The 15,425-nt window shown below is 72.4% G+C and carries 16 protein-coding genes and 1 pseudogene; 7 read left to right on the top strand and 10 right to left on the bottom strand.

Features of this window, described 5'->3' with window-relative positions:
• The first annotated feature begins 62 nt into the window (after positions 1-62).
• Entirely contained in the window at positions 63-623 is a 561-nt protein-coding gene (locus DRB96_RS08370; RefSeq protein ID WP_112447846.1) for a hypothetical protein, read from the top strand.
• Positions 624-674: 51 nt separating this feature from the next.
• On the opposite strand, the gene DRB96_RS42740 is transcribed toward DRB96_RS08370, so the two are convergent.
• From DRB96_RS42740 to DRB96_RS08335, 8 genes are all read right to left on the bottom strand, one after another.
• Complete coding sequence (locus DRB96_RS42740; protein WP_162688564.1) at positions 675-863, bottom strand: hypothetical protein; 189 nt, start codon at positions 861-863, stop codon at positions 675-677.
• A 128-nt stretch (positions 864-991) separates the two neighbouring features.
• Complete coding sequence (gene tsaE / locus DRB96_RS08365) at positions 992-1,522, bottom strand: tRNA (adenosine(37)-N6)-threonylcarbamoyltransferase complex ATPase subunit type 1 TsaE (protein WP_112447845.1); 531 nt, start codon at positions 1,520-1,522, stop codon at positions 992-994.
• A complete protein-coding gene (locus DRB96_RS08360; protein ID WP_239516117.1) occupies positions 1,497-2,651 on the bottom strand; it encodes an alpha/beta hydrolase in 1,155 nt (384 codons plus the stop codon). The genes tsaE and DRB96_RS08360 overlap by 26 nt, the downstream gene beginning before the upstream one ends.
• A 10-nt stretch (positions 2,652-2,661) precedes the next feature.
• Positions 2,662-3,819: an alanine racemase gene (gene alr, locus DRB96_RS08355; RefSeq protein WP_112447843.1), complete on the bottom strand. Its 1,158-nt coding sequence runs from the start codon at positions 3,817-3,819 to the stop codon at positions 2,662-2,664.
• A gap of 121 nt (positions 3,820-3,940) precedes the next feature.
• Entirely contained in the window at positions 3,941-5,332 is a 1,392-nt protein-coding gene (locus DRB96_RS08350; protein ID WP_112447842.1) for an NAD(P)H-hydrate dehydratase, read from the bottom strand.
• 15 nt (positions 5,333-5,347) lie between these two features.
• Entirely contained in the window at positions 5,348-5,713 is a 366-nt protein-coding gene (locus DRB96_RS08345) for a holo-ACP synthase (protein WP_112447841.1), read from the bottom strand.
• Between the two features lie 38 nt (positions 5,714-5,751).
• The gene (gene glmS / locus DRB96_RS08340; protein WP_112447840.1) at positions 5,752-7,599 is read right to left on the bottom strand and encodes a glutamine--fructose-6-phosphate transaminase (isomerizing); all 1,848 of its coding nucleotides are present in this window, start codon (positions 7,597-7,599) and stop codon (positions 5,752-5,754) included.
• 109 nt (positions 7,600-7,708) lie between these two features.
• Positions 7,709-8,434 carry a hypothetical protein gene (locus DRB96_RS08335; RefSeq protein WP_162689058.1) on the bottom strand — a complete coding sequence of 242 codons (726 nt, stop codon included), beginning with the start codon at positions 8,432-8,434 and terminating at the stop codon, positions 7,709-7,711.
• Positions 8,435-8,583: 149 nt separating this feature from the next.
• Here DRB96_RS08335 and DRB96_RS44385 point away from each other — a divergent pair.
• The 5 genes and pseudogenes from DRB96_RS44385 to DRB96_RS08315 all read left to right on the top strand — a co-directional run.
• Positions 8,584-8,934, top strand: a pseudogene (locus tag DRB96_RS44385) (discoidin domain-containing protein); the annotation flags it as partial.
• Positions 8,935-9,432 carry a discoidin domain-containing protein gene (locus DRB96_RS08330; RefSeq protein WP_275432070.1) on the top strand — a complete coding sequence of 166 codons (498 nt, stop codon included), beginning with the start codon at positions 8,935-8,937 and terminating at the stop codon, positions 9,430-9,432. It begins immediately after the preceding pseudogene.
• Between the two features lie 170 nt (positions 9,433-9,602).
• Positions 9,603-11,249 carry a glycoside hydrolase family 13 protein gene (locus tag DRB96_RS08325; protein ID WP_112447838.1) on the top strand — a complete coding sequence of 549 codons (1,647 nt, stop codon included), beginning with the start codon at positions 9,603-9,605 and terminating at the stop codon, positions 11,247-11,249.
• Positions 11,250-11,452: 203 nt separating this feature from the next.
• Positions 11,453-11,641: a DUF4236 domain-containing protein gene (locus DRB96_RS08320; RefSeq protein ID WP_112447837.1), complete on the top strand. Its 189-nt coding sequence runs from the start codon at positions 11,453-11,455 to the stop codon at positions 11,639-11,641.
• Positions 11,642-11,730: 89 nt separating this feature from the next.
• Complete coding sequence (locus DRB96_RS08315; RefSeq protein ID WP_112447836.1) at positions 11,731-12,954, top strand: phospholipase D-like domain-containing protein; 1,224 nt, start codon at positions 11,731-11,733, stop codon at positions 12,952-12,954.
• 56 nt (positions 12,955-13,010) lie between these two features.
• Here the strand turns inward: DRB96_RS08315 and DRB96_RS08310 are convergent, their stop codons facing one another.
• Positions 13,011-13,763, bottom strand: a complete 753-nt coding sequence (locus tag DRB96_RS08310) for a helix-turn-helix transcriptional regulator (RefSeq protein WP_162688513.1) — start codon at positions 13,761-13,763, stop codon at positions 13,011-13,013.
• Positions 13,764-14,060: 297 nt separating this feature from the next.
• Between DRB96_RS08310 and DRB96_RS08305 the strand changes: the two genes are divergently transcribed.
• Positions 14,061-15,152: a PP2C family protein-serine/threonine phosphatase gene (locus DRB96_RS08305; protein WP_239517709.1), complete on the top strand. Its 1,092-nt coding sequence runs from the start codon at positions 14,061-14,063 to the stop codon at positions 15,150-15,152.
• 31 nt (positions 15,153-15,183) lie between these two features.
• Here DRB96_RS08305 and DRB96_RS08300 read toward each other — a convergent pair whose 3' ends face one another.
• Positions 15,184-15,390: a cold shock domain-containing protein gene (locus DRB96_RS08300; RefSeq protein ID WP_162688512.1), complete on the bottom strand. Its 207-nt coding sequence runs from the start codon at positions 15,388-15,390 to the stop codon at positions 15,184-15,186.
• Positions 15,391-15,425 lie beyond the last annotated feature (35 nt).

Genomic DNA, 15,425 nt, shown 5'->3' with positions numbered 1-15,425 from the left:
GTTCGACGGGCGACGGAGCCGGCCGTTCGACGACATCGGACCATGCGGAGAGGTGGAGCAAGGTGGCACGCAGCAGCTCGGGAATCGTGGCCGGGCTCACCGCCGGGGCGCTCGCCGTCATCGGCTTCCTCGGCTACCAGGCACACGCCACCGCCCCCGCCCTTCCGCCGAAGGCCGCCGCGCAGACCCCCGTGCCCGCTCCGAGCGAGTCCGGTGCCGCCAAGGTCGACCCGGGGAAGCCGGTGGCCCTGCCGGCCGGTTCGGGATCCGGGGTGCGCGTCGTCTACTCCGTGGGCTCCAAGCGCGTGTGGCTGGTCGCCGCCGAAGGGCAGGAGCCGAAGTCGTTCGCGGTGGTGCCGAGCACGGTCAATCCGGCTCCGGGCAAGTACACGGTGGACTCCCGCGCGGGCACGGTGACCGGCTCGGACGGGGTTCCGATCGAGCACGTGGTCCGGTTCGCCAGCGCGCAGGGGGTCGTGGTCGGCTTCAGCGCCCGGGTGGACAACACCCTGCCGACGCCCGACCCGGCCAAGAAGACCGGCGGCGTGCGCATGACGCGCGCGGACGGCGACGCGATGTGGGCCTTCGCGACGATCGGCTCGAAGGTCGTCGTCGTTCCCTGACCGGGCCGCGACACACTGGCTTCACTCGTACGGGGGACCCCGGTCTCCGCCTCAGGCCGCTTCGGACTCCGGAGCGGCCTGTTCCGCGTCCCCGGCCCCTCCACACAGCGGAACCGGGTCCTGCGCGTGCTCGCGCGCGGGCGGCGTGGACACGGCGCTGGCGGCGGCGCCCGCGGCGAGCAGGGCCCCCATGGTCACGCCGGACGTACGGGGGACGCGCGCTGCTCCTGCTGTCGACATGGCTGCCTCCTGGCCGGGGCCAGCCCGTACTTAGGTACGCCTAACCAGCCCTCGGTACCATGTGACCACGGGGGCTGCCACCTGCGCAATATTTTGCCGACGCGTTGTCGGAACGATTGCCCCGGGCGTCACTCCGAGAGGACGCCCGCGAGGCTCTCCAGACCGGCTCCGGCGGACCAGCGCGCCCCGACCCCGCGGACCGCGACCTCGCGCACGTCGTCGAGGACCTCCTCGTGGCCGACCGCCCGGCGGATCACCACGTGCAGCCGGTCGTCGGACAGCTCCTCGACCTTGCCGTCGCCCCACTCCACGACGACCACGGATTCGGGCAGCGAGACGTCGAGGTCCAGGTCCTCCATCTCGTCCAGCCCGCCGCCCAGCCGGTACGCGTCCACGTGCACCAGCGCCGGACCGCCGGTCAGCGAGGGGTGGACCCGGGCGATCACGAAGGTCGGCGAGGTCACCGCCCCGCGCACGCCGAGGCCCTCGCCGAGGCCCCGGGTCAGGGTGGTCTTGCCCGCGCCGAGCTCCCCGGTCAGCAGGACGAGGTCGCCGGGGCGCAGCAGCGCGGCGATCCGGCGCCCGAGGTCCTGCATGGCGTCGGGCGAGCCGACGGTGACGTGCGCTTCGGTGTCAGGCGTCTGCGGTGCTTCTTCCATGCCCGCCAACGTTAGCCGCTGCCGGCACCACCCCGGTGCGCGCCAGCAGCTCGGTGAGCAGCCGGGTCACGGTCTCCGGGTGTTCGAGCATCATCAGGTGCCCGGCGGACTCCAGCACCACCAGCTCGGCGGAGGGCAGTGCCTCCTTGATGGCCCGGCTGTGGTCGGGCGGTGTGACCATGTCCCGGTCCCCGGCGATGACGGTGACGGGGATGTCCGCGAACCGCTGGAGGGCGGCCGTCTTGTCGTGCGCCCCGAAGGCCGGATAGAACTCGGCGACCACGTCGATGGGGGTGCCCTCGATCAGCCGCTCGGCGAAGCGGGCCACGCCCGGGTCCACGTCGCGCGAGGCGAAGGAGTACATCTTGACCATGCCGGCGAACAGGTCGGCGGTGGCCCGCCGGCCCTTCTCCACCAGCTCCACCTGGGAGCCGAGCGCCTTGAGCACGCCGGGCAGGATCCTGCGCACCGCACCGAAGCCCACGGACGGCAGCCCGTACGTGACCTCGCCCAGGCGGCCGCTGGAGGTGCCGACCAGCACCACCCCGGCCACCCGGTCGCGGACGAGGTCGGGGAACTGGTCCGCCAGGCCCATGACGGTCATGCCGCCCATCGAGTGACCGACGAGGATCAGCGGGCCCTCGGGGGCGGCGGCCGCGATGACGGCCGCCAGATCGTGGCCGAGCTGCTCGAAGGTCACCGGCTCGCCGTCGGCCTGGGCGAGGCCGCGCGCGCTGCGGCCGTGGCTGCGCTGGTCCCAGTACACGGCGCGCACCAGACCGCGCAGGGCGGCGCGCTGGAAGTGCCAGGAGTCCTGCGCGAGGCAGTAGCCGTGGCAGAACACCACGGTCGGCTGGGCGGGGGCCTTGCGGCGCAGCCGGCGCCGCTTGCCCTCCTCGGGCAGCTCGTCGACCTCGTAGTACAGGGCGGTGCCGTCCTCGGCCCACGCGGTGCCGGGGGCGCCGCGCAGGGAGCCGTAGTCCCCGGTCGCGTCCAGGGCGAGGCGCGCCTTCATGCGCATGCCCCGCCCGACGGTGATCCGTTCGACCGCGACACCGGCCGCCGCGCCCGCGGCTATCACGCCGATGGCGGCGCCGGCCCAGCCGGCCTTGCGCCAGTTCTCGCTCACGCCGCCGTCCTCACCGAGCCGTCGCGGGACATCCGTTGCGGTACACCCGGGGCACTCTGGCCCCGATACGGGTGACGATCTCATACGCGATGGTGTCCGCCGCTCGAGCCCAGTCCTCGGCGGTGGGCTCGCCGTGCGTGCCGTCGCCGAAGATGACCACCTCGTCGCCGGCGCGGACGTGCTCGTCGCCGTGGAGGTCCACGACGAACTGGTCCATGGCGACGCGCCCGGCGGCGTACCGCGTCTTCCCGCCGAGGAGGACGGAGCCGCGGCCGGAGGCGTGGCGCGGGATCCCGTCGGCGTAGCCCGCGGGGATCAGCGCGAGGCGGGTCCGCGCCTCGGTCAGGTAGTGGTGCCCGTAACTGACGCCGTGCCCGGCGGGGACCTCCTTGACCAGGGCCACGAAGGCCTTCAGGGCCATGGCGGGCCGCAGGCCGAGCTGGGCGGAGGTGCCGAGCTCGGGAGCGGGCGAGACGCCGTAGACCGCCAGCCCGCAGCGGACGAGGTCGAAGTGGCTCTCGGGGAGGGTGAGGGTCGCGGGCGAGTTGGCGATGTGCCGGACCTCGGGCTCGACGCCCTCCTTCTCGGCGTACGCGAGCATGTCGCGGAAGGCGGCCAGCTGCGGCGCGATGGAGGGGTGGCCCGGCTCGTCGGCGCAGGCGAAGTGGGACCAGACGCCGGTGACGTGGACGGTTCCCTCGGCCTGGGCGGCGACGGCCGCGCCCACGAGCTCCGCCCAGTCGGCGGGCTGGCAGCCGTTGCGCCCGAGCCCGGTGTCCGCCTTGAGCTGGATCCGGGCGGTCCGCCCGGTGGCGCGGGCGGCGGCCCGTACCTCGTCCAGGGCCCACATGGCGCTGACGGACACGTCCACATCGGCCTCGATGGCCTCCCGCCACGGCCCGCCGGGGGTCCACAGCCAGCACAGGATCCGTCCGTCGATCCCCGCGGCACGCAGCGCGAGCGCCTCGTCGGGCGTGGCGGTCCCGAGCCAGGTGGCGCCGGCCTCCTGGGCGGCCTTGGCGCAGGCCAGGGCTCCGTGCCCGTAGGCATCCGCCTTGACGACGGCCATCAGCTCGGACCGGGGCGCCCGCTCGCGCAGTGCGCGCACGTTCTCCCGTACGGCGTCCAGATCGATCTCGGCGTACACGCGGGTGGGTGTCTCGTTCATCGCCCCCAGTCTCTCAGAGCCCGGCGCCGGGGGCCGTCCACGCCTCCACCCGCGCGGGCCGGGCACGATCCGTACCAGTGCTGTGGCCGGAAAGGCCCGGTGGACCCTTCCGGTCACAGCACTAGCCGCGCAGCACCTCGCGCCAGGCGGACGGCACCGCCTGCGCCACCTGCTGCGCCAGCAGCGGGCCTCCGGTCAGGCGGGCCGCCAGGCCGTGGAGGTACGCCGCCACCGCCCCCGCGTCCGGCCCCGACAGGCCCGCCGCCAGCAGAGAGCCCGCCAGCCCGGACAGCACGTCCCCGCTCCCCGCGGTGGCCAGCCACGGAGTCCCGGTCGGGTTCACCCGGACGGGGCGGCCGCCGCCGGGGGCGACCAGCGTCGTCGACCCCTTCAGCAGGACCGCCGCGCCGTACCGCTCCGCCAGCTCGCGCGCCGCGGCCAGCCGCCCCGACTCCACCGCCTCCCGCGCGACGCCCAGCAGCGCCGCCGCCTCCCCCGCGTGCGGGGTCAGCAGGGTCGGTGCCGTCCGCGCCCTCAGCACCTCGGGGTCCAGTCCGCGCAGCCCGTCCGCGTCCAGCAGGACCGCCACCGGCTCCGCCAGCACCCGGGTGCCGTCCTCGTCTCCCAGCCCCGGCCCGACCACCCACGCCTGGACCCGGCCCGGCCCGATCAGCGTCTCCGGGTAGCGGGCCAGCACGGCGTCCGCGACGGCCGCCGGTCCCACGTAGCGCACCGCGCCCGCGCCGCCCCGCAGCGCGCCCGCCACCGCGAGCACCGCCGCGCCCGGGTAGCGCGCGGACCCGGCGACGATCCCGACCACGCCGCGCCGGTACTTGTCGCTCGTCCGGGTCGGCTCCGGCAGCAGTGCGGCCACGTCCGCGTGCTGCAGGGCCTCGATGTCCGGCGCCGCGGGGAGGGCCAGCCCGATGTCCACCAGGTGCACCGCCCCGGCCAGCCCGGCCCCCGGATCGATCAGCAGCCCCGGCTTGTACGCCCCGAAGGTCACCGTGACATCGGCCCGTACGGCCGCCCCGGCCACCTCCCCGGTGTCCGCGTCCACCCCGCTCGGCAGGTCCACCGCGACCACCACCGCGCCCGCCGGGATCCGCTCCGCCAGCGCGGCCGCGGCCGGCCGCAGCCCGCCCCGGCCGCCGATTCCCACGAGCCCGTCCACGACGAGGTCCGCCCGCGGCGGCACGGCCTCGGCGAGGCGTCCGCCGGCGGCCCGCAGCGCGGCCAGCCCGCCCGCGTGCACCCGCGCCGGATCCATGGCCACCGCGGTGACCCCGGCCCCGCGCCGGGCCAGGCGCGCGCCCGCGTACAGCGCGTCGCCCCCGTTGTCCCCCGGGCCGACGAGCAGCACCACGCGCGCCCCGTACACCCGGGGCAGCAGCCGGGCGCAGACGGCGGCCAGTCCGGCCGCCGCCCGCGCCATCAGGGTGCCTTCGGGTAGCCGGGCCATCAGCTCGCGCTCGGCGGCCCGTACGGTCTCCACGCTGTAAGCAGTACGCATGTCACCAGCGTGCCGTCACCCCTCGGCGATCACCACAGCGGAGGCGATGCCCGCGTCGTGGCTCAGCGAGATGTGCCAGGACCGCACGCCCAGCTCGGCCGCCCGTGCCGCGACCGTCCCGGACACGCGCAGCCGCGGCTGCCCGCTGGCCTCGACGTACACCTCGGCGTCGGTCCACAGCAGTCCGGCGGGCGCGCCGAGCGCCTTGGCGAGCGCCTCCTTGGCCGCGAACCGGGCGGCGAGCGAGGCGGTCCCGCGCCGCTCGCCGCTCGGCAGCGTCAGCTCGGCTTCGACGAACAGCCGTTGCGCCAGGTTCGGCGTCCGCTCCAGCGCGGCGCCGAACCGCTCGATCTCGGCAACGTCGATCCCCACACCGATCATCACGACGACAGACCCACTTCGCTCACTCGCTCACTCGCTCACTCCACGGTCACGGACTTCGCGAGGTTACGCGGCTGGTCCACCTCGTTGCCCCGCGCGGTGGCCAGTTCGCACGCGAAGACCTGCAGCGGCACCGTCGCCACCAGCGGCTGGAGCAGTGTCGGGGTGGCCGGGATGCGGATGAGGTGGTCGGCGTACGGGACCACGGCCTCGTCACCCTCCTCGGCGATGACGATGGTCCGCGCCCCGCGCGCCCGGATCTCCTGGATGTTCGACACGATCTTGTCGTGCAGCACCGAGCGCCCGCGCGGCGACGGCACGACGACCACCACCGGGAGGTCCTTCTCGATGAGCGCGATCGGCCCGTGCTTGAGCTCGCCCGCCGCGAAGCCCTCGGCGTGCATGTACGCCAGCTCCTTGAGCTTGAGCGCGCCCTCCAGCGCCACCGGGTAGCCGACGTGCCGGCCGAGGAACAGCACGGTGTTCTTGTCGGCCAGGGACCGCGCGAGCTCCCGTACCGGCTCCATGGTCTCCAGTACGGTGTCCACGGCCGCGGCGATGTCCGACAGCTCCCGGATCACGGCCTGGATCTCGTCGCCCCACTTCGTGCCCCGGACCTGGCCGAGGTAGAGGGCGACCAGGTAGCAGGCCACCAGCTGCGTCAGGAACGCCTTGGTCGAGGCGACGGCCACCTCGGGTCCGGCGTGCGTGTACAGCACGGCGTCCGACTCGCGCGGGATCGTCGAGCCGTTCGTGTTGCAGACGGCCAGCACCTTGGCGCCCTGCTCGCGCGCGTGGCGCAGCGCCATCAGGGTGTCCATGGTCTCGCCGGACTGCGAGATCGCGATCACCAGCGTCCGCTGGTCGAGGATCGGGTCGCGGTAGCGGAACTCGCTGGCCAGCTCCGTCTCGCACGGGATGCGGGTCCAGTGCTCGATGGCCAGCTTCGCGATCATGGCCGCGTGGTACGCCGTACCGCACGCCACGATCACGACCTTGTCGACCTCGCGGAGCACGGAGTCGGGGATCCGCACCTCGTCGAGGGTCAGCAGGCCGCCCGCGTCGATCCTGCCCAGGAGGGTGTCGGCGACGGCCTTCGGCTGCTCGGCGATCTCCTTGAGCATGAAGTAGTCGTAGCCCCCCTTCTCGGCCGCCGAGGCGTCCCAGTCCACGTGGTACGCCCGCACGTTCGCGGCCGAACCGTCGAAGTTGGTCACCGTGACACCGTCGCGGCGGAGCTCGACGACCTGGTCCTGCCCCAGCTCGATCGCGGACCGCGTGTGGGCGATGAAGGCGGCCACGTCCGAGGCGAGGAAGTTCTCGCCTTCTCCAACGCCCACCACCAGGGGCGAGTTCCGGCGGGCGCCGACCACCACGTCCGGATCGTCCGCGTGCACGGCGACCAGTGTGAAGGCGCCCTGCAGCAGCCGGCAGACCTGCCTCATCGCCTCGGCGAGGTCCCCGGTGGCCGAGAAGCGCTCCGCCAGCAGGTGCGCCACGACCTCGGTGTCCGTCTCGGACTCCAGCCGGTGCCCGCGCTCGGCGAGCTCGGCGCGCAGCGCGGCGAAGTTCTCGATGATCCCGTTGTGCACGACGGCCACGCGCCCCGAATTGTCGAGGTGCGGGTGGGCGTTGACGTCGGTGGGACCGCCATGGGTCGCCCACCGGGTGTGTCCGAGCCCGGTGGAACCGGCGGGCATCGGGTGCCCGACCAGCTCCTTCTCCAGATTGACCAGCTTGCCGGCCTTCTTGACCGAGGCGAGCTCCCCGTCTGCGAGCACGGCGACACCCGCCGAGTCGTAGCCGCGGTACTCCAGCCGCTTGAGTCCGGCAATGACCACATCGAGCGCCGACTGCGCTCCCACGTAACCCACGATTCCGCACATAAGCCGCAGGGTACGCCTCAGTTGGCTCCTCGCCCGGTACCTGAACAAGACGAAAACCCCGCCCCGGCGAATGCGCCGGGGCGGGGTTGACGCACGTACGGGCGAACCGTCAGCCGAGCTTCTTGACCTGCGCGGCCACGACGACCGTCGGCTTGTCCGCGACGCCCGCCAGGCTCGAGGCGGTGTGGGTGGCGAGCGTGTTGCCCTTGCGCACGACGACGGTCTCGGACGTCACCTTCTCGCCCTCCACGTCAGCCTCCAGCGTGAGGGCGATGGCCTCGTCGCCGATGGGGGCGTCGGTGGACGTCACCTTCTCGATCTTGGTGGTCTCGCCCTCCATGGTCAGCGTGAAGCCCCCGGCGCACGCCGTGGCCGCGGCCTTGATCGCGGCGAAGGCCTCCTCCGCACCCTTGCCGTCATACGAGGAGAGGGTGACCGAGGTACGGGTGGCGCCGAGGGCCTCCAGCCCGCTGGCGCCTTCCTTCGGCTTGGCGACGGCCTTGGTCCGCGCCACGCCGAGGGCCTCGCCGACCGTGACCGTGCCCTGCGTCTTGACGACGGGCTGGCACGCGGCCTTGTCGCTGGCGGCGGCGCTGCCGATCGCCACCTCGGTCGACGGGACCGCGGCGAACTGGTGGTCGGCCAGCTCGGCCTGCGTCACGAGCAGGCCGGCCAGCTCGGCGTCCGTCTTCGCCTTCGCGGCCGGGGCCGCCGAGGGCGCGGGGGCGGAGACGGGGATGCTCTGCGGGAGTTCGCCGGGCGTCGCCGGGGTGTAGGTGACGCTGGCGGTGGGGGCCGCCGGGTGCGGGGCGTCGGTGGGGCGGGGGCGGGTCACGGGCGTCCCGCGGCCGTAGACGTCGGACGTGAGGAGGGAGCTGGTGGTGTACGACGCCGCCCACCACGCCTCCGACGACCCCGCCCACCACGCCGCCGACAACCCCGCCGAACGGCAACCTCGCGCAGGGCAGGCCGGCCACCGCTTCCTCGGCCGTCCAGTCGTACGCGGCGGGCAACGCCGTCGACGGAAACGCCTCCACCTACTGGGAGAGCAGCGGAAACTCCTTCCCGCAGACCCTGACGGTGGACCTCGGCGAGGCCAAGCGGATCGGCAAGGTCACGCTCAAGCTGCCGCCCTCCTCCGACTGGGCCACGCGCACCGAGAACCTCGCGGTGCTCGGCTCCACCGACAACTCCGCCTGGTCCACACTGCTCGGCTCCTCCGGCGTCACCTTCAACCCCGCGTCCGGCAACACCGCGACGCTCACCCTCGACGCGGCCGACGTCCGCTACGTACGGCTGAACATCACGGCCAACACCGGCTGGGCGGCCGGACAGATTTCGGAGTTCGAGGTCTACGCGGCCGACGGCGGCCCGACGACCCCGCCGACCACGACCCCGCCTCCGCCCACCACCCCTCCGGCCGGCACCAACCTCGCGCGGGGCAAGAGCGCGACCGACACCTCCCACACCCAGGGCTACCTGGCCGGCAACGTCACCGACGGGGACGCCGGAAGTTACTGGGAGAGCAACAACAGCTCCTTCCCGCAGTCGCTCACCGTCGACCTCGGCGCCACCCAGACCGTCGGCCGGCTGGTGCTGAAGCTCCCCGCCTCCTGGGGCACCCGTACCCAGACCCTCTCGGTGCTGGGCTCCACCGACAATGCGGCCTGGTCGACTGTGAAGGCCTCCGCCGCCTACACGTTCACCGAGGGATCCAACACGGTCACCGTCACCCTGCCCGCGTCCGGAGTTCGCCACCTGCGCCTGACCTTCGCCGGCAACACCGGCTGGCCCGCGGGCCAGCTGTCGGAACTGGAGGCGTACACCTCCTAGCGCACCCGCACCCGCACCCGCACCCGCACCCGCGGCGGGCGCCGGACGGCCGACCGGAGACCTCCCGGTCCGGCCGTCCGGCGCGCCGCGAACGCGGGCCACCGGCTCGGCGATCATGAAGTCGCGGCGGACCATTGACGGCGTCGAAGGGCCTTCCCTAGATTCGCCGCATGGCGAACCCCGAGGCCTTGCCCACGGCCACCGAGTCTCCTTCCCGACAGTCCTCCGTCTGGTGGCGCAGTGCGGCGATCTACCAGATCTATCCGCGCAGTTTCGCGGACGGCAACGGCGACGGCGTCGGTGACATCGCCGGAATCCGCGCGCGGCTGCCGCATCTGCGCCGGCTCGGCGTCGACGCGGTGTGGATCAGCCCCTGGTATCCGTCCCCCATGGCGGACGGGGGGTACGACATCGCCGACTACCGTGACATCGACCCGCTCTTCGGTACCCTGGAAGAAGCCGAAGCGCTGCTGTCCGAGGCGCACGACCTGGGCATCCGGGTGATCGTCGACATCGTCCCCAACCACTGTTCGGACCAGCATCCCTGGTTCCGGGCGGCCCTCGCGGCCGGTCCCGGTTCGCCCGAGCGGGCGCGGTTCTGGTTCCGGCGCGGCCGTGGCGAGCACGGCGAACTGCCGCCCAACAACTGGCAGTCCGTGTTCGGCGGCCCGGGCTGGCGGAGGGTGACCGAGGCCGACGGCGCACCCGGCGAGTGGTACCTGCACCGGTTCGCCCCGGAGCAGCCCGACTTCAACTGGGACAACCCCGAGGTCCGCGCGGAGTTCGAGTCGATCCTGCGGTTCTGGCTCGACCGCGGCGTCGACGGCTTCCGCATCGACGTCGCCGACAACCTCGTCAAGGACCCCGCGCTGCCCGACCACGAGAGCGGGCCCACCCCCTGGGCCGACCAGGACGGCGTCCACGACATCTACCGCGCGTGGCACAAGGTGCTCGACGACTACGACCACCACCCGGTCTTCGTGGGCGAGGTGTGGACTTCCGACCCCGAGCGCTTCGCCCGCTACCTGCGCCCCGACGAACTGCACACGGCCTTCAACTTCCCCTTCCTCCAGAGCCCCTGGGAAGCGACGGCCCTGCGCACGGTCATCGATTCCACACTCGCCGAGCACGCCCCCGTCGGCGCCGCCGCGACCTGGGTCCTCTCGAACCACGACACCACCCGCCACATCACCCGGTACGGCCGCGCCGACACCTCGTACGCGCTCGACGGCCGCCGCGCGCACGGCGTGCCGGCCGACCTCGGCCTCGGGCGGCGCCGGGCCCGGGCGGCGGTCCTGCTGACGATGGCCCTGCCCGGCTGTGTCTACGTCTACCAGGGCGACGAGCTGGGCCTGTGGGAGGTCGAGGACATCCCGGCAGGACTCCGCCAGGATCCGACGTTCTTCCAGACCGGAGGCGAGGACCTCGGCCGGGACGGCTGCCGGGTCCCCCTCCCCTGGGGAGACGAGGCCCCGGACGCCAAGTCCTGGCTGCCCCGGCCGGCCGAGTGGGCCGCGCTGAGCGTGCGCGAGCAGGGCGCGGACCCGGACTCGATGCTCAGCTTCTACCGGCAGGCGCTCGCGCTGCGGGGCACCCAACCGCTCCTGCGCGAGGGCGGGTTCAGCTGGCTGCCCACCCATCCGGGCCGGCCGGGCGTACTCGCCTTCGCCCGTGCCGCGGCCGGATCCTCCGTGCGCTGCCTGGTGAACCTCTCGGCCGGCCCGGTTCCGCTGCCGGACCACACCGAGGTGCTGATCGCCAGCGGCCCGGTCGAGGACGGCGTGCTTCCCCGGGACACCGCGGTCTGGCTGCGCTGAATCAGGGTGACGCGGGGTGGCAGACACCGCTCGGCCGTGCCTCCGCCCCGCCCCCGCTTCCCGGCTGCTCGAGCTGAGGCCGCGCCGACTGAGCCGGCCGCGGGCGCATGGAACGGGCGGCACCGGACACACGTATGCCAACTGGCCTGAACGCAGAAGCAGTCGGGCCGCCCTTCCTCCGTCCACTGAGAAGGCGAGACGTCATGCCGCTGACATTCCGCAAGAGCTTCAGGATCCTGCCCGGCGTCCGGCTCAACATCAACCGCAAGTCGTGGTCGATCACCACCGGCGGCAAGCACGGCCCCCGCCGCACCCGCAGCAGCACCGGACGCCGTACCACCTCCATGAACCTGCCCGGCCCCTTCGGCTGGCGCAAGAGCCGCCGCGGCTGAGCGGCGGATACAGTCGGCTCGCTGCCCGGGCCGGACCGGGTGCGGGGCGCCCGCCATGTTCCCCTCTCGCGTTCCGGCCAGGAGACCCGATGCCCAGTACGCAGGAGTCGGCCGAGTCGGTCACGAACACTTCCACGGCACCGCGCGTGCCGTCGGCCGAGATACGGGTGGCGCGGCTGCGCCGGCGCCTGGAACGGCTGATAGGGATCGCGGCGACCGAGGGGAACGCCCTCACCCCCTTGCGCAACGGGGACGAGATCTTCGCCGCGATGCTGGGCGGCATCCGCCGCGCCCGGTACACGGTGGACATGATGACGTTCGTGTACTGGAAGGGCGACATCGCCCGCGACTTCGCCCGGGCACTCGCCGAGCGGGCCCGCGCCGGTGTGCGGGTCCGGCTGCTCCTGGACGGCTTCGGCAGCCGCCTGATCGAAAGGGAGCTGCTGGACGAGATGGAACGGGCAGGGGTGCAGGTGGCATGGTTCCGAAAGCCGCTGTACCTCTCGCCGCTCAAGCAGAACCACCGCTGCCACAGGAAGGTCCTCGTCGTCGACGAGGAGACCGCGTTCACCGGCGGGGTCGGGATCGCCGAGGAGTGGTGCGGCAACGCGCGCGACCAGCACGAATGGCGCGACACGCACGTAGAGGTCCGCGGGCCCGCCGTCGACGGGATCGCCGCGGCGTTCGCGCAGAACTGGGCCGAGTGCCACGACGAACTCTTCGACGACCGCGACCGGTTCACAGACCACCGCCCGCAGGGCGACGCGATCGTCCAGGTCGTGCGCGGCTCGGCCAGCTACGGCTGGCAGGACATGCAGACGCTGATGCGCGTCATGCTGGAGTCCGCCGAGGAGCGCTTCCGCCTCGCCACCGCCTACTTCTCACCGGACGCGTACTTCATCGAGCTGCTCTGCGCCACCGCCCGGCGCGGGGTCGAGGTGGAGATCCTGCTCCCGGGCCCCCACACGGACAAGCGGGTCTGTCAGCTGGCCGGCCAACACCACTACGCGGACCTGATCTCCTGCGGAGTGAAGATCTACCAGTACCAGCCGACGATGATGCACGCCAAGGTCATCACGGTCGACCACGTCGCCGCCTTGGTCGGCTCGACCAACTTCAACCGCCGCTCCCTCGACCATGACGAGGAGGTCATGCTCGCCGTCCTCGACGAGCGGTTCACCGCCGTCCTCGACGGGCACTTCGACGAGGACCTGGCTGTGAGCGAGCGGATCCAGGAAGGCCGCTGGAAGCGACGCCCCACCCTCCAGCGAGTCCGGGAGCTGGCCGTGCAGCCCATCCGCCGCTTCCTGTGAAACAGGCTCAGCGGGCTCAGCGGGCCCAGGGGGCCCAGGGGGTTCAGGAGGGGGGCTCACGCCAGGGTGCTCGTGACCTGCCCCGGAACACGGTCCACCGGTCGGTCTCCTCCGCTGCGGGCGATGAGGAACTTCCTGGGCGTAAAACCTGTCATTGCTCTGAAATCGCGGTGCAGGTGGGCCTGGTCATAGAAGCCGCAGGATGACGCCACGTCTGCCGCCGCGCCTCCCGACGTCAGCATTCTCAGTGCCCGCTGGATGCGCAGCACGCGTGAGACCGTTTTGGGCGGCTGGCCGATCTGCTCACGGAATTTGAGTTCGAGATGGCGAGCACTCCACTCGGTGGTCTTCATCAGCTCGCTCAGCGGAATCCGTCCATCGGTGCGTACCAGTTTCCCCCAAGCCCACACCACCTGCGGGGCTGCCGCGCGCCCCGCATCGCGCCTGCTCAGGAGCAGCAGGTCGAGCAGGGTGAACCGCGCCTGCCAGGACGGCGCACGCGCCAGCTGGTCCTCGAGCCGGTGGCCGGCCGGGCCGAGCAGTTCGACGAGGGACACCGTGCGGTTCCTGAGTTCGTGCATGTCCGTACCGAAGAGCGTGTATGCCATCCATGGTGTGAAATGGACCTCCATGCCATGGAGCTGCCCTGTGTGTTCGCCGATGACCGCGGTCGTCCTCAGTCCGTTGATCAGAGAACTGTAGGAAGTCGCCTCGGTGCCGATTTCACCGACTCTGACCGGATCGCCGAAATTGATCACCATGGTGACTGCCGCGTGAGGGATTTCAATGCGCCGTTGTGGCCGGTTCATGGCCAAGTGGTATCCGCGATATCCCAACACTCCATCCCGAAGGAGTGCAGCCGGCGCACCCGTGACCAATTGCCACATTCCGCAGTCTGTGGCCCCTCGCACTGAATTCATTCACGTCCCGATCTCCGTGACCGTCGATGATTCAATGGAATTCCTACCACCTGTGACCACCTGCGGGAGGACGGTTTCGAGCCGTCGGCCGCCGAGGAACCGGCCTGCCGTCCCGCAGGGATGCGAGGGGCGCATCCGGACCCGGCCGGAGTGCCGAGCCCGCACCGGGCGGATATCGTGGCGAATGTGATCGAGTCTGGACCGCCGCGGCGTCGTAGGCGCCCCGGCCCGGGAAGACTTGTACGGCTGTCGCCGGTCATCCTGACCGTCGTCATCGCCAGCCTGGCCTACACCACCCCGCCGGACATGGCCTTCAGCCGCCTCCTGCCCGCGGCGCCGGCGCTGGCCGCCGCCATGTGGCCGGTCCTCCCCACCATCCTGCTCGGGACGGTCTGCCTCCTGCTGATGATCGGCCTCAGCCTCGTCTTCCCCGATCTGGGAACGTGGTGGACGGCCGCGGGGATCATCGCGGTCACCGTGGCCGCCGCGTACGGAAGCCACGTCCGGCTCCAGCGGGAGCGCACCCTCTTTCAGGTGAGGCTCGTCGCCGACGCGGCCCAGCAGGTGGTGCTGAGCCCCATGCCGCGCCGCTTCGGCAGCATCGAGATCGAGTCGCTGTACCTCGCGGCCGCGGCGGAGGCCCGTATCGGCGGGGACTTCTACGAGGTGGTCGACACGGCGTTCGGGGTCAGGCTGCTGATCGGTGACGTGCGGGGCAAGGGTCTGCCGGCGGTCGGGGCGGCCGCGGCGATCGTCAACGCCTTCCGGGAGGCGGCCTACGGCGAGAGCGACCTGGTCGACATCGCGCGCAGGCTGGACGCCAGCAGCACCCGCTACAACTCGGCGTTTCCGCCCGAGGGCCCGATGGAACGCTTCGCCACCGCCCTTCTCGTCCAGATCCCGCACGAGGGCAGACGCATCGACATCCTCAACTGCGGACACCCCCCGCCGCTGATCCTGAACCGCGGGAAAGTCCGTGCCCTCGAGCCGGCCGCCACCTCGCCGCTGATCAGCCTCGCGGAGCTGATCGGCGACCAGTACACCGTCGACACCTTCGACTACGCCCCCGGCGACCTGCTGCTGCTCTACACCGACGGGATCGCCGAGGCCCGCGCGCGCGACGGCGAGTTCTTCCCCCTGGCAGCCTGGATGGGCGGACAGCCCCCGACACCGCCCCGCGAACTGCTCGCGGCTCTTCACCGCGACCTCCTGCGCTACAGCAGAGGACGCCTCGACGACGACGTCGCCGCCCTCGCCGTACGCCTGTGCGAGCCCTGACGGGGGTCTGCTGCCCGCCCTCCGCCGGTGTTCAGGGCCGGACGTCGAGTGCGGTGTAGCGGCCTTCCTCGAAGGCGATGGTGAAGGTGACCTGCTGGTCCTCGGAGAGGGTGGTGCAGGGAGGATCGAGTGCGGAGGCTTCCACGTAGATGGTGAAGGCCGTCCGGTACGGGACGAGGAAGCCGTAGCCGCGGGCGCGGTTGTAGGACTGGACGTAGCCGGAGATGCGGTCGTTCACGGGGCAGATCCTTGACGGGGGCTCGTCCCCCGGAT

This window comes from Streptomyces sp. ICC1, from assembly GCF_003287935.1.
Classification (GTDB): domain Bacteria; phylum Actinomycetota; class Actinomycetes; order Streptomycetales; family Streptomycetaceae; genus Streptomyces; species Streptomyces tritrimontium.
The sequence above is the reverse complement of the archived record's forward strand: the minus strand, read 5'-3'. Positions and strand labels throughout refer to the sequence as shown.